Source organism: Chromobacterium aquaticum, from assembly GCF_021129195.1.
In the GTDB taxonomy this organism is placed as follows: Bacteria; Pseudomonadota; Gammaproteobacteria; order Burkholderiales; family Chromobacteriaceae; genus Chromobacterium; species Chromobacterium aquaticum.
In genome coordinates this window covers 1-19,559 of record NZ_JAJOHW010000041.1, presented here as the reverse complement: position 1 = coordinate 19,559, position 19,559 = coordinate 1, and the positions used below count along the sequence as shown (strand labels likewise).

The 19,559-nt window shown below is 65.2% G+C and carries 17 protein-coding genes and 1 pseudogene; 9 read left to right on the top strand and 9 right to left on the bottom strand.

Annotated elements, in window-relative coordinates:
- Positions 1–219, bottom strand: a pseudogene (locus LQT98_RS07275) (keto-deoxy-phosphogluconate aldolase); the annotation flags it as partial.
- Between the two features lie 2 nt (positions 220–221).
- Positions 222–2,072, bottom strand: a complete 1,851-nt coding sequence (gene edd / locus LQT98_RS07270; RefSeq protein ID WP_231461697.1) for a phosphogluconate dehydratase — start codon at positions 2,070–2,072, stop codon at positions 222–224.
- A gap of 254 nt (positions 2,073–2,326) precedes the next feature.
- Here edd and zwf point away from each other — a divergent pair, with 254 nt between their 5' ends.
- The 6 genes from zwf (at position 2,327) to gltS (ending at position 9,616) form a co-directional block, all read left to right on the top strand.
- The gene (gene zwf / locus LQT98_RS07265) at positions 2,327–3,805 is read left to right on the top strand and encodes a glucose-6-phosphate dehydrogenase (RefSeq protein ID WP_231461696.1); all 1,479 of its coding nucleotides are present in this window, start codon (positions 2,327–2,329) and stop codon (positions 3,803–3,805) included.
- A gap of 203 nt (positions 3,806–4,008) precedes the next feature.
- The gene (pgl, locus tag LQT98_RS07260; protein WP_231461694.1) at positions 4,009–4,686 is read left to right on the top strand and encodes a 6-phosphogluconolactonase; all 678 of its coding nucleotides are present in this window, start codon (positions 4,009–4,011) and stop codon (positions 4,684–4,686) included.
- Positions 4,667–5,692 carry a glucokinase gene (locus LQT98_RS07255; protein WP_231461693.1) on the top strand — a complete coding sequence of 342 codons (1,026 nt, stop codon included), beginning with the start codon at positions 4,667–4,669 and terminating at the stop codon, positions 5,690–5,692. The genes pgl and LQT98_RS07255 overlap by 20 nt, the downstream gene beginning before the upstream one ends.
- Before the next feature lie 4 nt (positions 5,693–5,696).
- A complete protein-coding gene (gene hexR, locus LQT98_RS07250; RefSeq protein WP_048408071.1) occupies positions 5,697–6,548 on the top strand; it encodes a transcriptional regulator HexR in 852 nt (283 codons plus the stop codon).
- A gap of 5 nt (positions 6,549–6,553) precedes the next feature.
- The gene (gene pgi, locus LQT98_RS07245; protein WP_231461692.1) at positions 6,554–8,197 is read left to right on the top strand and encodes a glucose-6-phosphate isomerase; all 1,644 of its coding nucleotides are present in this window, start codon (positions 6,554–6,556) and stop codon (positions 8,195–8,197) included.
- 201 nt (positions 8,198–8,398) lie between these two features.
- Complete coding sequence (gene gltS / locus LQT98_RS07240; RefSeq protein WP_231461691.1) at positions 8,399–9,616, top strand: sodium/glutamate symporter; 1,218 nt, start codon at positions 8,399–8,401, stop codon at positions 9,614–9,616.
- Positions 9,617–9,668: 52 nt separating this feature from the next.
- On the opposite strand, the gene LQT98_RS07235 is transcribed toward gltS, so the two are convergent.
- The 7 genes from LQT98_RS07235 to LQT98_RS07205 form a co-directional block, all read right to left on the bottom strand.
- A complete protein-coding gene (locus tag LQT98_RS07235) occupies positions 9,669–10,265 on the bottom strand; it encodes an META and DUF4377 domain-containing protein (protein ID WP_231461690.1) in 597 nt (198 codons plus the stop codon).
- Between the two features lie 155 nt (positions 10,266–10,420).
- The gene (locus LQT98_RS07230) at positions 10,421–11,071 is read right to left on the bottom strand and encodes an META and DUF4377 domain-containing protein (RefSeq protein ID WP_231461689.1); all 651 of its coding nucleotides are present in this window, start codon (positions 11,069–11,071) and stop codon (positions 10,421–10,423) included.
- Positions 11,072–11,244: 173 nt separating this feature from the next.
- Positions 11,245–12,621, bottom strand: coding sequence for an NAD(P)(+) transhydrogenase (Re/Si-specific) subunit beta (locus tag LQT98_RS07225; protein WP_231461688.1), 1,377 nt, complete (start codon positions 12,619–12,621; stop codon positions 11,245–11,247).
- Positions 12,622–12,630: 9 nt separating this feature from the next.
- Positions 12,631–12,927, bottom strand: a complete 297-nt coding sequence (locus LQT98_RS07220) for a proton-translocating transhydrogenase family protein (RefSeq protein WP_019101645.1) — start codon at positions 12,925–12,927, stop codon at positions 12,631–12,633.
- 10 nt (positions 12,928–12,937) lie between these two features.
- Entirely contained in the window at positions 12,938–14,059 is a 1,122-nt protein-coding gene (locus LQT98_RS07215) for a Re/Si-specific NAD(P)(+) transhydrogenase subunit alpha (protein WP_231461686.1), read from the bottom strand.
- Between the two features lie 458 nt (positions 14,060–14,517).
- Positions 14,518–15,273 (bottom strand): substrate-binding periplasmic protein, encoded by a 756-nt coding sequence (locus tag LQT98_RS07210; RefSeq protein WP_231461684.1) that lies wholly within the window; start codon positions 15,271–15,273, stop codon positions 14,518–14,520.
- A gap of 185 nt (positions 15,274–15,458) precedes the next feature.
- Positions 15,459–15,944, bottom strand: coding sequence for a hypothetical protein (locus tag LQT98_RS07205; protein ID WP_231461682.1), 486 nt, complete (start codon positions 15,942–15,944; stop codon positions 15,459–15,461).
- A gap of 685 nt (positions 15,945–16,629) precedes the next feature.
- On the opposite strand from LQT98_RS07205, the gene LQT98_RS07200 reads away from it, so the two are divergent.
- The 3 genes from LQT98_RS07200 to LQT98_RS07190 form a co-directional block, all read left to right on the top strand.
- Positions 16,630–17,859: an MFS transporter gene (locus LQT98_RS07200; protein WP_231461680.1), complete on the top strand. Its 1,230-nt coding sequence runs from the start codon at positions 16,630–16,632 to the stop codon at positions 17,857–17,859.
- A 28-nt stretch (positions 17,860–17,887) separates the two neighbouring features.
- A complete protein-coding gene (locus LQT98_RS07195; protein ID WP_048408079.1) occupies positions 17,888–19,012 on the top strand; it encodes a LuxE/PaaK family acyltransferase in 1,125 nt (374 codons plus the stop codon).
- Position 19,013: 1 nt separating this feature from the next.
- Positions 19,014–19,559: acyl-CoA reductase (locus tag LQT98_RS07190; RefSeq protein WP_231461678.1), on the top strand; the 546-nt coding region annotated here is incomplete at its 3' end.

The following is a 19,559-nucleotide window of genomic DNA, read 5'->3' as shown; positions in this document are numbered from 1 at the left end:
GGCGCGGGTGCGCCGCGTGCCGGCGCCGACGATGGCGCCCGGCACTTCGTCGCGCATGCGGCGCATCGCCGCCAGCGCGGCCTTGGTGCGCAGCGTCACTTCCAGCACGCGCACGCCGCCGGCCACCAGCGCCTGGGCCAGCTCCACGGCCACGGCCGCGTCGTTGACGATGATCACCGGAACAACCGGGCCTTGGCGCAGCAGGGTCAATGCGTCCATATTCATTTTCTCCAAGAAGCGGGGTGGAAGTCGGGATGGCGGAAGCTGGTGGCGCCGGCTTCGGCGTGGTCTGCCACCGAGCGGAACACCGCGAACAAATCCCGGCCCATGCCAAAATCATTATGCGTCAGGTCGGCCTGCGCCGGTTCGCGCGCGGCCCATTCGGCCTCGTCCACCAGCACGGTCAGTTCGCCGCTATTGGCGTCCAGCCGCACCGGGTCGCCGTCGCGCACCTTGCCGATCGGTCCGCCGGACAAGGCTTCCGGCGATACGTGGATGGCGGCCGGCACCTTGCCGGACGCGCCGGACATGCGGCCGTCGGTGACCAGGGCCACCTTGAAGCCGCGCTCCTGCAAGATGCTCAAGGCCGGGGTCAGCTTGTGCAGTTCCGGCATGCCGTTGGCGCGCGGGCCCTGGAAGCGGATCACCGCGATAAAGTCTTTTTCCAGCTCGCCGCGCTTGAACGCCGCCAGCATGTCGTTCTGGTCGTGGAAGATCAGCGCCGGCGCTTCCACCACCCGGTGTTCCGGCTTGACCGCGGATACCTTGATCACCGCGCGGCCCAGCTTGCCGGACAGCAGCTTGAGGCCGCCGTCGGCGGAGAAGGGATCGGCGGCGGTGCGCAGCACGCTGTCGTCGCCGCTATCGGTCGGCGCGTCGCGCCATTTGAGTTCGCCCTGGTCCAGCCACGGCTCCTGCGCGTAGCGCGACAGGCCGCGGCCGGCCACGGTGCCCACGTCCTCGTGCAGCAGGCCGGCGGACAGCAGTTCGCGGATCACGAAGCCCATGCCGCCGGCGGCGTGGAAGTGGTTCACGTCGGCCTTGCCGTTGGGGTAGGCGCGCACCAAGAGCGGCACCACGGCGGAGAGTTCGTCGAAATCGTCCCAGTTCACATCGATGCCGGCGGCGCGCGCGATGGCGACGATGTGCATGGTGTGGTTGGTGGAGCCGCCGGTGGCCAGCAGGCCGACGATGGCGTTGACGATGGACTTCTCGTCTATCATCTCGCCCACCGGGGTGAAGGCCTTGCCCTGAGCGGCGATCTTGGCCGCCTGCTTGGCGGCGGCGCGGGTCAGCGCCTCGCGCAGCGGGGTGCCCGGATTGACGAAGGCGGCGCCGGGCAGGTGCAGGCCCATGATCTCCATCAGCATCTGATTGGAGTTGGCGGTGCCGTAGAAGGTACAGGTGCCGGGGCCGTGGTAGGACTGGCACTCGGATTCCAGCAGCGCGTCGCGGCCGACCTTGCCTTCGGCGTACAGCTGGCGCACCTTGGCTTTTTCATCGTTGGCGATGCCGGTGGTCATCGGGCCGGCGGGAACGAACACCGCCGGCAGGTGGCCAAAGGACAGCGCGCCTATCAGCAGGCCGGGCACGATCTTGTCGCACACGCCCAGATACAGCGCGGCGTCGAACATCTGGTGGGACAGCGCCACCGCGGTGCTCATCGCGATGATGTCGCGCGAGAACAAGGACAGTTCCATGCCCGGCTGGCCCTGGGTCACGCCGTCGCACATCGCCGGCACGCCGCCGGCGAACTGGGCGGTGGCGCCGGCCGCCAGCGCCGCCTCCTTCAGCAGCGCCGGATAGGTTTCCAGCGGCTGGTGGGCGGACAGCATGTCGTTATAGGAAGAGACGATGGCCAGATTGGGGCGGTGCTCTTCCTTGAGGTGAATCTTGATGCCGTCGGGCATGGCGGCGAAGGCGTGGGCCAAGTTGGTGCACGACAGTTGCGAGCGCTCCACCCTTCCCTGATGGGCTGCGGCGCGCACACGGTCCAGGTAGGCGGCGCGCGTCGCCTGGCTCCGGTTGACGATGCGCTCGGTAACGGCGGACAGGGTGGGGTGCAAGGCCATGATGACGTTCCGTGTTGAAGTGGGTTGATAGTAGTTTTACTACACTCAAAATGCAAGACGCGCTCCAGCGCCGCACAAGCATGATACGCCGGGCGACACGACGCTACACGCGCCATTACAGCGATTGGCCGATTTGTTTGCTTTGGGGCAAAAGGTGTTGCAAAAGCGGCCTGCGCCCGCGTGATGACATGGACAAGGTAAAAGCTGGTGGTAATATAACTACATCTACAAACATCTCGAGATGGAAGATCAGGATGGATACCCGTACTACGCCAACCCCGGCCTTCGATATGGTGTTGTTCGGCGGCGCCGGCGATCTGGTGATGCGCAAGCTGCTGCCCTCGCTGTACCAGGCGCACGCCGCCGGCCTGCTCAACCAGCAAGGCCGCATCCTGGCGCTGGGCCGCAAGGACCTGAGCCGCGACGACTACCTGGCCTTTGTCGAGAAGAACTCGCGCCAGCACGTCAAAGCCCATTTCGACGCCGCGGCCTGGGACAGCTTCTGTGCGCGGATCGAGTATCTGAAAGTGGACGCCTCGCAGCCGCGGGATTTCCCGGCGCTGGCGGACAAGCTCAAGGACGACGGCGACCGCGTGGTGGTCTGTTATCTGGCCACCGCGCCCAATCTGTTCGCCGGCATCTGCGAGAACCTGGCGGCGGTGGGCCTCAATAGCGGCAATGTGCGCGTGGTGCTGGAAAAACCGCTGGGCACCGACCTGGATTCCTCCAACGAGATCAACGATGACGTGGCGCGCTTCTTCAAGGAAGAGCAGCTGTACCGGATCGACCATTATCTGGGCAAGGAATCGGTGCAGAACCTGATGGCGATCCGCTTCGCCAACGCGCTGTTCGAGCCGCTGTGGCGGCGCGAATGGATACACGATGTGCAGATCACCATCTCCGAAGACCTGGGCGTGGGCAGCCGTGGCGATTTCTACGACGGCACCGGCGCGCTGCGCGACATGGTGCAGAACCACCTGTTGCAATTGCTGTGCATCGTGGCGATGGAGCCGCCGGCCAATATGGAAGCCGACGCGGTGCGCGACGAGAAGCTCAAGGTGCTGAAGGCCTTGCGCCCGTTCAGCGAGCAGGACGTGGCGGCCAAGACCGTGCGCGGCCAATACAAGGCCGGCGCCGTGGGCGGCCAGCCGGTGGTCGGCTATCTGAACGAGCAAGGCATCCCCGCCGACAGCCAGACCGAGACCTTCGTCGCGCTCAAGGCCGAGATCGACAACTGGCGCTGGGCCGGCGTGCCCTTCTTCCTGCGCACCGGCAAGCGGATGCAGGAGCGCTTGGCCGAGATCGTCATCAACTTCCGCGATGTGCCGCACCAGCTGTTCAACGGGCCGATGAGCGGCAGCCACACCGCCAACCGGCTGGTGATCCGCCTGCAGCCGGAGGAAAGCATCCGCCTGTACTTCCTGGCCAAGGAGCCGGGCGACAATATGCGCCTGCAGCCGGCCTATCTCGACCTGGACTTCTATAAAGCGTTCAAAGTGCGCCGCGCCGATGCCTACGAGCGTCTGCTGCTGGACGTGATCCGCGGCAAGCTGGCGCTGTTCATGCGCCGCGACGAGTTGATCGAGGCCTGGCGCTGGGTGGAACCCATCATGGACAGCTGGAGCCGCAGCAGCAATCTGCCGCCCAAGCAGTACACCGCCGGCACTTGGGGTCCGGCGGCGTCCAGCGCGTTGTTATCGCGCGATGGGATAGGCTGGCACGAGGAATGCTGAGCCGCATGGAGGCATCCATCTGCTGTGCGTCCCGATCTCGAGTGCTGCGGTGCTCGCCGTACTACCGTACGGCTGCGCGTCTCGCTTCGACCTCGGGCCGCTCGCGACGATGGCTGTCCCATGCTGAGCGTCTCGTTTTAACTTCGGGCAGCACCGACAGCACCGATGTTTGACCTTAACTTCTTACCCGCGGAGCGCCGCTGATGAACTGCGTAGAATTCTCCGATAGCGAGCAACAGTCCACCGCGCTGGCCAATAGCGTGGCCGCCAGGCTGGGCGCCGCCATCGCCAGCCAGGGCGCCGCCGTGCTGGCGGTGTCCGGCGGCAAATCGCCGATTCCCTTCTTCCACATGCTCAGCACCATGGCGATAGACTGGTCCAAGGTGAGCATCACCCTGGTGGACGAGCGCTTCGTGCCGGACAGCCATCCGGACAGCAACGCCGCGCTGGTGCGCGCCCATCTGTTGCGCGACCGCGCCGCCGCCGCGCGCTTCCAGCCCCTGGTCGACGACGCCTCGGACATCGATGCCGACGTGGCGCGCGCCAACGCCGCTTTCGTTCCGCCCACCGTCGCCATCCTGGGCATGGGCGAGGACGGCCACACCGCTTCGCTATTTCCCGGCACCGACGAACTGGCGGCCGGCCTGGACCCGGCGTCCGCCGCCGCCTTCCTGGCGGTGACGCCCAAGACCGCGCCGCACCGCCGCGTGTCGATGAGCTATGCCGCGCTGCTGCGCGCCGACTGTCTGATCCTGTCCATCCAGGGCGACAAGAAGCGCCAGGTGCTGGACGCCGCCGCCCAGGACGTCAGCGACGCGCTGCCGATCAGCCATTTCCTGGCCCAAGACAAGGTAGCGCTGGATGTCTACTGGTCTGCCTGAACAATGGCCGCGGCTGCTGGCCGATATCGGCGGCAGCAACGCCCGCTTCGCGCTGGAAACCGCGCCCGGCGTGATCGAGGACATCGAGGTACTGCCCTGCGCCGGCTATCCCACGCTGCTGGACGCGGTGCGCGCCTATCTTGATCTGGCCGGCGCGCGCGCGGTCGCTCATGCCGCCTTCGGCATCGCCAACCCGGTGCTGGGCGACTGGGTGCAGATGACCAATCACCATTGGGCCTTCTCCATCGAGGCCACGCGCCAGGCGCTGGGCCTGACCACGCTGCTGGTGATCAACGATTTCACCGCGCTGGCGCTGGCGCTGCCGCATCTGCCGGCCAGCGAGCTGCTGCGCATCGGCGGCGGCGAGGCTGAGGCCGGCGCGCCGCTGGCGCTGATCGGCCCCGGCACCGGCCTGGGCGTGTCGGCCTTGATTCCGTTTCCGGGTGGCCATGCGCCCTTGTCCGGAGAGGGCGGCCATGTCGGTTTCGCCCCCTTCGACGAGCGCGAGGCCGACATCTGGCTTTACGCGATGCGGCGCTTCGGCCACGTGTCCGCCGAGCGCCTGCTATCCGGCTCCGGCATTCCCTTGATTTATCAGGCCTTGTGCGAACGCGCCGGCGAAACGGCGGCGGCGCTGGACCCGGCCGAGGTCACCGCGCGCGGCCTGTCCGGCGCCTGTCCGCGCTGCCGCGAAACCCTGGAAGTGTTCTGCGGCATGCTGGGCGGCGCGGCGGCGAATCTGGCCCTGAATCTCGGCGCCCGTGGCGGCGTATATCTAGGTGGTGGTATTGTGCCGCGTCTACGCGGTTTTTTTGAACAATCACCATTCCGCCGCCGCTTCGAGGATAAGGGACGGATGTCCGGCTATCTGGCCGCGATTCCGGTCTATCTGATCGTCAGCTCCTACCCGGCCCTGCCGGGCGTGGCCGCCCATCTGGCGGCCGAACTGGCGAAGGCCCGCGCCCGACCCCGGGCGCATCCTGACGACGGCGCGGCAGGAGAGTAAATACATGCTTGAACGTATCAGGAGCCAATTGGAGATCCTGTCCTCGGCCGAGCGCAAAGTGGCCGAGCTGGTGCTGGAACAGCCTTACACCGTGATCCAGGCGGCGGTGGCCGACATCGCCAAGAACGCCGGCGTCAGCCAGCCCACCGTGATCCGCTTTTGCCGCACCGTCGGCTGTTCTGGCTTGCCGGACTTCAAACTGAAGCTGGCCGGCAGCCTGGTCACCGGCGTGCCCTATGTGCACTCCAGCGTGCGCCCGGAAGATCCGACCTCGGAAATCGTCGCCAAGGTGTTCGACAACACCGTGTCCGCGCTGCTCAAGTGCCGCAACGACGTCAATCCGCAGGCGATAGAGTCCGCGGTGCGGCTGCTGACCGACGCGCGCCGCATCGAATTCTACGGCCTGGGCAACTCCGGCATCATCGCCGCCGACGCCCAGCACAAATTCTTCCGCTTCGGCATTCCCACCGTCGCCTATTCCGACACCCACATCCAGATGATGGCGGCCTCGGTGCTGGGCCCGGGCGATGTGCTGGTGGCGATTTCCAGCTCCGGCCGCACGCTGGAATTGCTGGAAGCCGTGGATGTGGCGCTGTCCGCCGGCGCCAGCGTGGTGGCGCTGACCACCAGCGGCTCGCCGCTGGCGCGCCGCGCCACGGTGGCCCTGATCGCCGACACGCTGGAAGACAATGAAACCTATAGCCCGATGATTTCGCGCATCGTGCACCTGGTGCAGATCGACATCCTGGCGGTGAGCGTGGCGCTCAAGCGCGGGCCGGGCCTGATCAGCCAGCTGGAAAAAACCAAGCACAGCCTGAAGAACCGCAGGCTGGACAACAAAACCGAAGAGGATTGACCATCATGAGCGGACTGACCGAACTACCGGCCTGGCAGGCACTGTGGGACCATTTTGCCGAGGCCAAGCACCAGCACATGCGCGATTTGTTCGTCTCCGATCCGGAGCGGGCGGAACGCTATGCGCTGGAGGTGGGCGGCCTGTTCCTCGACTACTCCAAGAACCGCATCACCGACGAGACGCTGAAGGGCCTGATGCAGCTGGCGCGCGAAGCCGGGCTGCCGGCCAAGATCAAGGCCATGTTCAAGGGCGAGAAGCTCAACAGCACCGAAAACCGCGCGGTGCTGCACGTGGCGCTGCGCAACCGCACCAACTCGCCCATCCATGTGGACGGCGAGGACGTGATGCCCAGGGTCAATTCGGTGCTGGAGCGCATGGGCAAGTTCGCCCACGCGGTGCGTTCCGGCGAATGGCTGGGTTATACCAATCAGCCCATCACCGACATCGTCAACATCGGCATCGGCGGCTCTGACCTGGGTCCGCTGATGGTCTGTAGCGCGCTCAAGCCCTTCGGCCATCCGCGCTTGAACATGCATTTCGTCTCCAATGTGGATGGCGCCCAGCTCAAGGAAACGCTGAAGAAGGTCCATTCCGAGACCACGCTGTTCGTGGTGGAGTCCAAGACCTTCACCACCCAGGAGACGCTGACCAACGCGCTGACCGCGCGCGACTGGTTCCTGCAGCGCTCGCGCGATGAAAGCGCGGTGGCCAAGCACTTCGTCGCGGTGTCCACCAACCAGAAGGCGGTGGCGGACTTCGGCATCGATCCGTCGAATATGTTCGAATTCTGGGATTGGGTCGGCGGCCGCTACAGCCTGTGGTCGGCCATCGGCCTGCCCATCATGCTCTACCTGGGCGAGGAGAACTTCACCGAACTCCTCAACGGCGCCCACATCATGGACCAGCATTTCAGAAACGCGCCGTTCGAGCAGAACATGCCGGTGCTGCTGGCCATGATCGGCGTCTGGTACATCAATTACTACGGCGGCGGCAGCCATGTGATCGCGCCTTACGATCAATACCTGCACCGTCTGCCGGCCTTCATCCAGCAGCTGGACATGGAGTCCAACGGCAAGCAGGTGATGCTGGACGGCCAGCCGGTGAATTTCGAGACCGCGCCCATCATCTGGGGCGAGACCGGCATCAACGGCCAGCACGCTTTCTTCCAGCTCTTGCACCAGGGCACCCATATCTCGCCCATCGACCTGATCGCCTCGGTGCAGAACTGCTCCAGCCTGCCCGGCCATCATGAAATCCTGCTGGCCAATGTGTTCGCCCAGGCCGAGGCCTTCATGCGCGGTAAGACCGCCGACGAGGTGCGCGCCGAGCTGAAGGAGCAGGGATTCAAGGGCGAGGCGCTGGAAGCGCTGGTGCCGCACAAGGTGTTCGGCGGCAACCGCCCCACCAACACCCTGCTGATGAGCCGTTTGAACCCGCGCAACCTGGGCTCGCTGGTGGCGCTGTACGAGCACAAGATCTTCGTCCAGGGCGTGATCTGGCACATCAACAGCTTCGACCAATGGGGCGTGGAGCTGGGCAAGCAACTGGCCAAGACCATACACGCGGAGCTGATAGGCAAGCTCAAGAACGCCGAGCATGACAGCTCCACCCGTCGCTTGATCGAGCTGTACCGGCAAGCGAACCGCTGAGCTCGCTCAGCGCCGGACAAGTCAGGGGGATGCGGAACCGCATCCCCCTGACCGTTTGCGCTGGCATTTGGCGCCGATATCGTTAAACTCTTCATTAAATGCCGGCTTCAGCCGGCATTGCCTTGTCCGCCTCCCGGCGTGTCCCGCTTTCCTGTCCGCCTCGGCTAGCGCCGGCGCGGCGCATCAACCCGGAACCCTGTCATGGAAAAGATGGTGCAGTACGAAGTCCATTCCTTTATCAGCTTCACCCTGGCGATCATGCTGCTGTTCATCGGCAAGGCGCTGACCCTGCGTTATGAAGTCCTGCGTCGCTACAGCATTCCCGAACCGGTGATAGGCGGCTTCGCCTGCGCGGCGGTGGTCGCCTTGCTGTATTTCGCGTTCGATGTGCGACTGAGTTTCGATCTGCAGATCCGCGATTACCTGCTGCTGTATTTCTTCGCCGCGCTGGGCCTGAAGTCGGACCTGGCCTCCTTGCGGCGCGGCGGCAAGCCCTTGGCCATTCTGCTGGCGCTGGCCAGCGTCTTCATCGTGTTGCAGAACCTGCTGGGCATGGGAATGGCCGCCGGTTTCGGCCTGAACCCCAAGGCCGGGCTGATGGTGGGCTCGGTGGCGCTGACCGGCGGCGTCGGCACCACGCTGGCGTGGGCGCCTATCTTCAGCCAGTCGCTGGGCATAGGCAATGCGCTGGAACTGGGCATCGCCAGCAATACCGTCGGCCTGATCGCCGCCTGCGTGATCGGCGGTCCACTGGCCCATCACCTGATCCGGCGCCACCGGCTGACCCCGTCCGCCGATACCGCGCTGGAAGTGGGCACGGTCTATGCGCAGAACCATGCGACGCTGTGCTACTACGATGTGCTGTGGGTATGGATGTGGCTGAACCTGGCGCTGATGCTGGGCTATGGTTTCAATCTGAGCTTCGTCGCCGCCGGCGTGACGCTGCCGCCCTTTGTCAGTTGCCTGATCGCCGGCATCCTGATCCGCAACCTGGGCATGTGGCTGCTGGCCAAACGCGGCCAGAGCGCGGAACCGGCCTCGGGGCTCAGCCTGGCGCTGATCTCCGATATCTGTCTGGGCATGTTCCTGACCATGGCGCTGATGGGCATGCAGCTGTGGGAGCTGCACGGCTCGGTCTTGTTCGTGTTGAGCACGCTATGCCTGCAGGTGCTGCTGACCATAGGCTTCGCGTTGTGGGTGGTGTTCCGCTGCATGGGCGGCGATTACGAGGCCAGCGTGATTGCCGCCGGCTTCGGCGGCATCGGCCTGGGTTCCACCGCCACCGCCATCGTCAATATGAGCGCGGTGACGCAGCGTTACGGCGCCGCGCATCTCGCTTTCCTGATCGTGCCGCTGGTGTGCGGCTTCTTCATCGACATCGTCAACGCGCTGATCATCGGCGCGATGGCCGGGGTGTGAGCCGGCGCCGCGCGGCCAGGCCTGTCGACCTGGCCGCGCGGCGGCAAGCCGCTTACTTGCTCACGACTTCCTGCTCCACCACCATGTCAAGCACCCAGCGGATGGACGAAGCGTCGGCCGGCGGGTTCGCCACCTTGAATTCCTTCAGGCGCAGACGGTAGGCGATGCCCGGCTCCGGCTTGAAGCCTTCGATCTCGCCGTAATGCAGCTGCCACGGCTGATCCTTGCTCTCGCGGATCTGCAGGCAGTGCATCGGCGCCACGCCGGTGCAGGGCTTGCGCTCGGCGGCCACGTAGACGAAGCGGGTGACGCCACCTTCCAGCGAAGGCTGGCGCTCAAAGCTCAGCGTCTTGTCGCCGGCTTGCAGCATCAGCTTGTCGCCGTTCAACTGCACCGCGGGCTTGGCGGCCAGGAAGGCGGCCAGCGCGCGGTCGCGCTCCATCGCCTCCGGCGCGCACATCATCAGGGTGCTGGCCAGTTGCTTGCTGACCAGCTTGCCGTCTTCCAGCGACACCGGGCCGAACATGCCGTTGCAGCCGGCGCGGGCGGACACGCCGCCGTCCTTGAAGCTCAGCGTGATCGGGTGTTCGGCGGCGTCCTGTTTCCACTGGCCGTCCAGCGCGGTCAGCTTGGCGACGGGTTTATTCATGTCGGCTCCCTTGTCGGCTCCGCCCTGCGGGGTAGCGCAGGCGCTCAGGACGGCGGTGGTCAGGACGGCGAGCAATAGCGATTTTTTCATTATCGGTGTTCCGTGTTCATGGTCGGGGAGAAGATGCGCTTGGAGCGCCCGTCGTGCTCAATAGTTCAGCGCAGCTTGCTGACTTCCTCGCTGTAGACGATGCGTTCCAGCGTCCAGCGCGCGCCGGCCTCGACCGGCTTCAGCTTGATGTAGTAGCTGACGCCGGGCCGGGGCTGGAAACCGGCGATTTCGCCTTGCAGCGGCCGCCAGTCCTGGTCGGCGCGTTCGCGCACCTGCAGGCAGCCGTCGCCGGCGTCCCCGCGGCAGGTCTTGCGTTCCGCCGCCACGTGCAGATAGGCGGGCGCGGCTGCCGGGTGGGCGTCCGGCGCCAGCCGCACGAAGCGGTATTCGGCTTGTTCCGACTTCAGCACCAAGTTCTGCGCGCGGCCGTCCGGCTGCAGACGGAAGCGGTCGGAGAGGAAGGCGACGAAGTGCTGTTCCATCTCCATCAGCGGCGGCGCGCACAGCATGCGGGTGGTGGCCACCCGTGGCTTGCCCTTGGCGTCCAGGGTGCGCACATAGCGGTTGCAGCCGGCGAAGCCGGTCATTTTGCCGGGCTGGAAGGCCACGGTGGGCGCCTTGCCCGCGGGAGCGGGCTCCACCAATTGCCATTCGGTGCCCATCAGATTGGGCATGGCCAGCGCCGGCAGCGGCAGGGCCAGCGCGGCCAGCAGCCAGAGCGTCGGGTGCCGGGGGATGATGCCAGTGTTTTTCATCACCATACTCCGTGTATAAACAAAATCTAATATTTGTTTACAATACACCTGACAATTGTGCTTTGGGAAGCGCCGGCGGCGGAAAAAACCGCCACGGAAATAGACGGCAACAAAAAACCGCCCAAGCTTGCGGCATTGGGCGGTTGCGGATGTCTTCGGCATTATTCTCCGGCTTATAACTGCTCCACGCCCTTGAGCAGGTTCTCCACCACCTTCTTGGCGTCGCCGAACACCATCATGGTCTTGTCCATATAGAACAGCTCATTGTCCAGACCGGCGTAGCCGGCGTTCATCGAGCGTTTGACCACGATCACGCTGCGCGATTTGTGAGCGTCCAGGATGGGCATGCCGTAGATCGGGCTGGTCTTGTCCTTTTGCGCGGCCGGGTTGACCACGTCGTTGGCGCCTATCACCAGCACCACGTCGGTGTTGGAGAAGTCGGAGTTGATCTCCTCCATCTCCTGCACCTGTTCGTAGGGCACTTCGGCCTCGGCCAGCAGCACGTTCATATGGCCTGGCATCCGGCCCGCCACCGGGTGGATGGCATAGCGCACATTGACGCCTTTCTGGTGCAGGATCTCGGCGAATTCCTGCAGCGCGTGCTGGGCGCGCGACACCGCCAGGCCGTAGCCGGGGACGATGATCACGCTGTCGGCGTTGGCCATCAGGAAGGCCGCGTCCTCGGCTGAGCCGGACTTGTGGCTCTTGGGACCGGCATTGTCCGCGCCGCCGCCCGCTGCCGCCTCGGCGCCAAAGCCGCCCAGCAGCACCGCGATGATGGAGCGGTTCATCGCCTTGCACATGATGTAGGACAGAATCGCGCCGGAGGCGCCGACGCAGGCGCCGGCGATGATCAGCACCGGATTGTTCAGCGTGAAGCCGATGCCGGCGGCCGCCCAGCCGGAGTAGGAGTTGAGCATGGACACCACCACCGGCATGTCGGCGCCGCCGATCGGGATGATCAGGGTCACGCCCAGCGCCAGCGCGATGGCGAGCATGGTCAGGAAGGCGGCCTGGCTGTCGCTGAGGAAGTAGATCACGCCGAAGCCGACCATGGCGACGGCCAGCAGCAGATTGAGCAGATGCTGGCCCTTGAAGCTGATCGCCTTGGAGCCGAAGCGCCCGGACAGCTTGCCGTAGGCGATCACCGAGGCGGTGAAGGTGATCGCGCCGATGAAGGCGCCGATGAACAGCTCCACCTTTTGCACCTGGGTGTGCTCCACGCCGCTGTGGAAGATGGCCGCCACCGCGATCAGCACCGCGGACAGGCCCACCAGCGAGTGCATCGCCGCCACCAGTTCAGGCATGCCGGTCATCTGCACCGTCTTGGCCTTCCACGCGCCGATGGCGCCGCCGGCGACGATGGCGGACGCGATCAGCGCCAGCACCGGCTTGTCCATGATCAACAGCGTGGTGGCCACGGCGATGACCATGCCTATCATGCCGTAGAGGTTGCCGCGCAGCGCCGAGGCCGGGCTGGACAGGCCCTTGAGCGCCAGGATGAACAACACCGCGGCGATGAGATAAAGAATTGCGGACAGGTTTTCCATCTTGGTTCCTTATTTCTTCTTTTTCTTGAACATGTCCAGCATCCGCTGGGTGACCAGGAAGCCACCGAAGATATTGATGCTGGCGAGGAAGATGCCGATGGTGCCCAACACCGAGGTGAGGGTGATCTCGGAACCATTGATGTCCACCACCTGCAGCATGGCGCCAACGATGATGATGCCGGAAATGGCATTGGTCACCGCCATCAGCGGGGTGTGCAGCGCCGGGGTGACGTTCCAGACCACGTGGTAGCCGACGAAGACGGCCAGCACGAACACGGTGAGGCTGGTGATGAAGGGATCTACCATTTTGTTCTCCTTAATCCGCCGCGGGGAAGCGGACCTGGCCGTCGTGGGTCACCAGCGTGGCGGACAGCAGCTCGTCTTCCAGGTTCAGGTTCAGGCCTTCCGGCGTCAGCAGCAGGCCGAGGAAGGTCAGCAGGTTCTTGGCGTACAGGCTGGAGGCGTCCGCCGCCAGCAGGCCGGGCAGGTTGATCTGGCCGACGACGGTGACGCCGTGTTCCAGGCGCACGGTTTCGCCGGGGCGGGTCAGCGCGCAGTTTCCGCCGGTTTCCGCCGCCAGGTCCACGACCACCGAACCCGGCTTCATCGCCGCCACCACCTCGGCCGACAGCAGCTTGGGCGCCGGCTTGCCGGGGATCAGCGCGGTGGTGATCACGATGTCGGCCGCCTTGGCGTGCTTGGCCACCAGCTCGCCCTGGCGCTGGCGGTAGCTCTCGGACATTTCCTTGGCGTAGACGCCGCTATTCGCCATTTTTTCTTCCTCGCTCATCGGCACTTCGATGAACTTGGCGCCCAGCGATTCCACCTGCTCCTTGGTGGCCGGCCGCACGTCGAAGGCCTCCACCACCGCGCCCAGGCGCTTGGCGGTGGCGATGGCTTGCAGACCAGCCACGCCCACGCCCAGGATCAGCACCCGCGCCGGCTTCACCGTGCCGGCCGCGGTCATCAGCATGGGCATGAAGCGCGGGTAATGCTGGGTGGCCAGCAGCACCGCGCGGTAGCCGGCGATATTGTTCTGGCTGGAGAGCACGTCCATGCTCTGCGCGCGGGTGCTGCGCGGCAGGAGCTCCAGCGCGTAGGCGGAAATGCGCTTGGCCGCCAGCGCCGGCAGGCTGTGGTTGTGATAGGGGTTGAGCTGGCCGATCAGGCTGGCGCCGTCCTTCAGCGCGGCGATGCCGTCCTCGTCCAGCGGGCGCACCGTCAGCACGATGTCGGCCTGGGCCAGCGCCGCGGCGCGGTCCGCCGCGATGGCGGCTCCGGCTTCCTGGTAGGCCGCGTCCGGCAACGCGGCGGCGAGTCCGGCGCCGCGCTCGATGGTGACGGCATGGCCGCCGGCAACGAGCTTCTTCACCGTTTCCGGCGTAGCGGCCACGCGGTGTTCACCGGCCAGCCTCTCGGCTGGGATAGCGATATGCATGGTCTTCCTTTCCTGCGATTAGATAACTAAAGATTCCAGATAGCGAACGCCCGTGCGGTGCAAAAGCGAACGAGCGTTTGAATTCAATTAAAGGCATGCGGAATTTGCCCGCGCAACACTTATATTGCCGACCATATACCGTCAGACAATTTCGACGGAGAAAGGGCCGGATGCTAGCAAAACCCTACAGCAGCGATGTGACGTGAATCAGACAGAGGCCAGTCAGCGGCTGTTGGTGCGGAAAAGCGGGAGAAAGACGGTGAAGCGGCCGTTGGCGGGCAGGTGGAACAAGGCGCGGAGGCGGGTACGGCCGGTCGACGCGCATATGCTGCCGGCAAGGCTTATGCAGGACACTAGCGTTGATGGCGCGGCTTGTAAAGCTGCGACAAGCGCCAGTTGCCAGCCCGATCGCGTGGCCGGGCGGGGGGCCGCCGGCTGTTGCGCGCGCGCGACGGCGGCTAGGATTGGGGCTTCTGGGCTTGGGCCAGCAAGCGCGCCACGGTGCCGTCCTGCAACATGGAGCGCAGCGCCCGGGCGATGCGGCGCTTGTGGGTGTAGCGCTGGGAATGGATGGCCAGGCCGATGCGGCGCGGTTCCGGCGAATACAACAGCAGCGGCGCGCGTTTCACGTGGCGGTGAAATTCGGCGTCGGCGGCCAGCTCGGCGGTCTGGCGCTCGTCGGCGATCAGCGCGTCGATGCGGCCGGCCTTGAGCTTGCGGAAATTGGAATCCAGCGACGGCGCCGGCTCGCGCCGCAGCCGCAGATCGCCGTCGAACTCGTCCTGATAACGCACGCCTTCCACCACGCCGATCAGGAAGGGGTAGAGCTGGCGGTAGCTGTGTAGCGGTCGCGGATCGTCGGAGCGTTGATACAGTGCCAGCCGGCTGCCGGTGGCGAAGGAGGGGTCGATGAAGTCGATGAACTCGCGACGTCCGGCGGTGTTCTTCACCCCGATCACCACGTCGGCCTTGCCCTGGCGCATGTATTGCAGGCAGCGCGCCAGCGGGCAGGGCAGGAAGGCCAGCCGCAATTTGGCGCGCCTGGCCACCTCGCGCATCAGCTCGGTGTAAGGGCCTTGCGGCTCGCCATGGGCGTCCATGGTCTTCCAGGGCGGGAACAGATTGTAGGCAAACACCAGCGGCGGCTCCCCCGCCGCCGCGCATCGCAGGCTGGCCAACAGGCAGGCCAGCGCCAAAAGGGACTTGAGTTTCACAATGTTGGACAGGTGTGAACAGGCGTCGGCGGCCCCGTGCCACCAACTGCAGCCGGCTGCCCATTATCGGACGGCGGCGTCTGGCGCGGGAGAAAATTTCGCCTGCGCTGGAAAAAAACCATGAAAATAATATGGTATTGGAAATGTCCGCGTCAGCCACCTGTCCGCTTTGGCGGGCGCGGCGCTCAGCGCACCACCAGCGTTTTCACCCGCCAGGCCAGCTTGGCGTCGATGTCGGCGGTCTGCAGTTCGCGGAAATCATTGAGCGGATACATCATCCACGGGCTGAAGCCCATCTCCTCCAGCGGGCGGCCATTGATGCGCAGCGCCAGGATGGGCTGGTAGCGGCTCTGGTCTCCGGGTGGAATCACCACCTTGTATTGATCCTCGGTCACCAGTTCCACCGGCCGTCCGGCCGCGCCGACCACGCGCAGGATGGCGGAGAGGGTGGGACCGGAAAACGCCGATTTGGGCGTCCAGGTGGTCTTGGTCTGGATGGTGCGTTGCTGCAGGCGCTCCAGTTCGGCCTTGCTGAAGTGGTACTCGCCGGCGCGGGTCTGATTGGACACCTTGATCTGGCCGGTGACCACCAGCGCCGGCGGCGCGCCGGCCAGCGCGAAGGCGGAGCAGCTCAAGGACAGGGCGGCGGCGAGCGGCAATATGGATTTCATGGGGCGGGCTCCAATAGCGTGAGAAATGTCGATGAAGATGACATTTTAACGGCATGAATCCATTGTCATGCTTGCCGCAACGCAATGAAAGCACCCGCCGCCCGCGATGCTGGCCCTGCGCCAATATGATATCGCCATCAGTCGTAAAATAAATAATCTGCATTTATATTATTCAAACAAGTTATTGCTTTGCTTGGCATTGTTTTGAATAAGATTGCTATTGTTGCCGTTTGCATATTATTTTAAGGTTGGCGCTATTTATATAAAACCATGTCGCAAATTCTGGATATTAATATATTTACTCTAGAATAACTGTCCAATAGGGCAGTCAATTCAAGCCGCAAGCCTGTCTATAATCTCGCCCCTTCTAAGAGCCTGTTCAAAGTCTCGCGAGCAAGAGCGAGACAAGGCGAAAACGGCTGAGAAAGCGAAATGTACACACGGTACATGAGCATTTCGAAGTCGTACTCACCGTGTAACGCTCCACGACGCGCAGCAGATCGTAAACAGGTTCTAAGCAAGCCGATGTCATTGTTCGGCCCTGCATGATCACCGAAACAAAAGCCGCGCTGTTCTCTGTTCCCGCGTTGTTTTTTATTGTCGGTTTTAAATGGCTCGTATTTATTATAGAGCCGCCCTTAAATCACCTTGATATTTTATGAGTCAAAACTCAATTCAATCCCTGTTGCCTATTTCTCGGGGCCGGGCGCTGGGCTTTTGCCTATTGCTGGCCGCTTTTGAACTGCTGACGTATATCGGCAGCGATATGGTGATGCCGGCCATGCTGCAAGTCGTCGCCGACTTGAACGCCGACGCCCGCCACGTGCCCACCGCGCTCAACGCCTATCTACTGGGCGGCGTGGCCTTGCAATGGCTGATCGGGCCGCTGTCCGACCGCTATGGCCGCAAACCGCTGCTGGTGGCCGGCGCCGTCGGCTTCGCCCTGGCCTGTCTCGCCGCCGTCGGCAGCCGCGACATCGAGCTGTTCAATCTGCTGCGCTTCATCCAGGGCCTGTCGCTGGGCTTCGTGATGGTGGTCAGCTACCCGGCGCTGCAAGAAGCGTTTCCGGAAAAAGACGCGGTGCGGCTGATGGCCTTGCTGGCCAATATCGCGCTGCTGTCGCCGCTCATCGGCCCCTTGCTTGGCAGCCTGTTGCTGGGCCTGCTGCCCTGGCGCGGCCTGTTCGCGCTGATCGGCGCGCTGGCGGCCTTGGTGGCCGTCGGCCTATGGCGCTGGATGCCGGAAACCCTGGGCGTGGAGCGGCGCGACGGCAGCCGGCTGGCGGCGAGCCCGCTGCGCCTGGGCCGCAGCGCGCGTCAGTACGCGGCTTTGCTGCGCAACGCCCCCTTCATGCACGGCAGCGTGGCGCTGGGCCTGCTGTCCATTCCGCTGGTGGGCTGGATCGGCCTGTCCCCGCTGCTGCTGATGCGTGGCCTGGGCTTGTCCGGCATTGAATACGGCTTGTGGCAGCTGCCGGTGTTCGGCGGCTTGATCGCCGGCAATCTGACCTTGAACCGGCTGGCGGTGCGCCTGGAACTGGAGCGGGTGCTGCGGCTGGCGCTGTGGCCCTTGTTCGGCGGCCTGGCGGCGCTGCTGGCGCTGACTTGGTCCAGCGGCGCGCTGCCGGCGTTGGCGGCGGGCCTGACCTTGTACGCCTTCGGCCTGGGCCTGGGCCACGCCACCCTGTACCGCTTCACCCTCTATGCCAGCGACAGCGGCAAGGGCGCGGTGGCGGCGATGCTGGGCATGATCTCCACCGCCTTGCTCGGCCTGGGTTGCAGCGCGCTGGCCTGGCTGGGCGCCGGCGCCGGCCTGCAAGCCTTCGCCGGCTGGGCCGCGCTGGGCGCCGGCCTGGCGGCGTGGCCGCTGTGGCGCTTGCTCAAGCAGCGCGCTTACGCGCTGCAAGCGGCTTGAATCCCCTTCCCATTTCCGGAGCTTCTCCATGCTGAACCACGTCGACGCGCTGTGCGCGCTGGAACACCCCTATCGCGCCGATGCCGATGGCGACCGTCTGTTCGACGCCGCCATGCGCGAGCTGAGCCATTACCACTGCGAACACACGCCCGGCTATCGCCGCTGGCTGCAGGCCAACGGCCTGGACGCCGCCGCGCTGGACGGTCTGGACGATTGGTCGCGGCTGCCGCCGCTGTTCGCCAACTACTTCAAGCGCCAATTGGTGGTGAGCGCCGCCGGCCAGGACGCGCTGGAGCTGACTTCCTCCGGCACCACCGGCCAGAAAAGCCGCATGCGCTACGACGCGCGCAGCCTGGGCGCGGCGCAAAGCATGGTGGACCGCATCTTCCGCCATTACGGCTGGGACACGCCGCAACAGCCGTGCAACTACCTGCTGCTCAGCTACGAGCCGGCCGGCGCCATCACCCTGGGCACCGCCTACACCGATCAATTCCTGTGCAAGTACGCGCCGGTGAACCAGGCCTGTTACGCCTTGCGCCACAACGGCCATGGCAATGAGTTCGATCCCTTCGGCGTGATCCGCGCCTTGCAGGACTTCGCCGAACAAGGCCTGCCGGTGCGCATGCTGGGCTTCCCCGCCTTCCTGTGGTTTGCGCTGGAACGGATGCGGGAACTGGGCCTGCCGCCGCTGCAACTGCACCCGGAATCGCTGGTATTCCTGGGCGGCGGCTGGAAAACCCACGCCGACCGCGCCATTCCCAAGGCCGAACTGTATCGGCGGCTGGGCGAGCAACTGGGCATCCCGGACGCGCGCTGCCGCGACGGCTACGGCGCGGTGGAGCACCCGGTGCCTTACGTGGAATGCGAACACCATCGCTTCCACCTGCCCAGCTACGCCCGCGCGGTGATCCGCGACACCGCCAGCCTGCGGCCGCAGCCCTACGGCGCCGCCGGCTTCCTCAATCTGCTGTCGCCCTATATCACCTCCAGCCCGGCGCACAGCATCGTGATGGGCGATCTGGCCGTGCTGCATCCGGCCGCGAGCTGCGGCTGCGGCCTCGCCACCGACTGGTTCGAGCTGCTGGGCCGCGCCGGCACCAGCAAGAGCCGCAGCTGCGCGGTGGCCGCCTCCGAATTGATCAAGGAATCCTGATATGTATCTATTGAACGGAACACTGAACACCGCCGTGGACGCCGCCGCCGCGCTGGCGCAATTACAACACGGCCTGCCGGCCGCGCTGGCTCGGCCGCCGGCCTTGGACGCGGTGCTGGATTGCGCCGAGCGCTTCGCCGCCGCCTTGCCGCAAAGAGCGGAGGCGCTGGGCCTGGACGCCGCCGCCGTCGACGCGCTGCAAGGCTTTTGCCGGCGCGAGGCGCTGCAAGCTAAGGTCGGCCGCGAGCTGGGCGAGCAGGCCTTCTCGCTGCGCCGCTTCGACTACCGCCAGCCGCGCTTCGAAAGCTGGCGGCCGCTGGGCCTGGTGGCCCACATCACCCCGGCCAACGCGCCGCTGCTGCCCTTCATGGCGGTGCTGGAAAGCCTGCTGGCCGGCAACGTCAACTGGCTGCGTCCCAGCGGCAGCGACCAGGGCCGCAGCGCGCGGCTGCTGGCCGATTTCCTGAGCCACGACGCCGCCGGCGATCTGGCCGCCCACGTGGCGGTGCTGCCGCTGGCCACCGACCAACTGGCCGGCGTGCTGGCC

Coding starts and splice junctions, on each gene's coding strand:
- gltS (WP_231461691.1), top strand. CDS start 8,399: ATGGAAAAGATGGTGCAGTACGAAGTCCATTCCTTTATCAGCTTCACC.
- LQT98_RS07205 (WP_231461682.1), bottom strand. CDS start 15,944: ATGAAATCCATATTGCCGCTCGCCGCCGCCCTGTCCTTGAGCTGCTCC.
- LQT98_RS07255 (WP_231461693.1), top strand. CDS start 4,667: ATGTCTACTGGTCTGCCTGAACAATGGCCGCGGCTGCTGGCCGATATC.
- pgl (WP_231461694.1), top strand. CDS start 4,009: ATGAACTGCGTAGAATTCTCCGATAGCGAGCAACAGTCCACCGCGCTG.
- LQT98_RS07235 (WP_231461690.1), bottom strand. CDS start 10,265: ATGAATAAACCCGTCGCCAAGCTGACCGCGCTGGACGGCCAGTGGAAA.
- LQT98_RS07195 (WP_048408079.1), top strand. CDS start 17,888: ATGCTGAACCACGTCGACGCGCTGTGCGCGCTGGAACACCCCTATCGC.
- pgi (WP_231461692.1), top strand. CDS start 6,554: ATGAGCGGACTGACCGAACTACCGGCCTGGCAGGCACTGTGGGACCAT.
- zwf (WP_231461696.1), top strand. CDS start 2,327: ATGGATACCCGTACTACGCCAACCCCGGCCTTCGATATGGTGTTGTTC.
- hexR (WP_048408071.1), top strand. CDS start 5,697: ATGCTTGAACGTATCAGGAGCCAATTGGAGATCCTGTCCTCGGCCGAG.
- LQT98_RS07220 (WP_019101645.1), bottom strand. CDS start 12,927: ATGGTAGATCCCTTCATCACCAGCCTCACCGTGTTCGTGCTGGCCGTC.
- LQT98_RS07230 (WP_231461689.1), bottom strand. CDS start 11,071: ATGAAAAACACTGGCATCATCCCCCGGCACCCGACGCTCTGGCTGCTG.
- LQT98_RS07215 (WP_231461686.1), bottom strand. CDS start 14,059: ATGCATATCGCTATCCCAGCCGAGAGGCTGGCCGGTGAACACCGCGTG.
- edd (WP_231461697.1), bottom strand. CDS start 2,072: ATGGCCTTGCACCCCACCCTGTCCGCCGTTACCGAGCGCATCGTCAAC.
- LQT98_RS07225 (WP_231461688.1), bottom strand. CDS start 12,621: ATGGAAAACCTGTCCGCAATTCTTTATCTCATCGCCGCGGTGTTGTTC.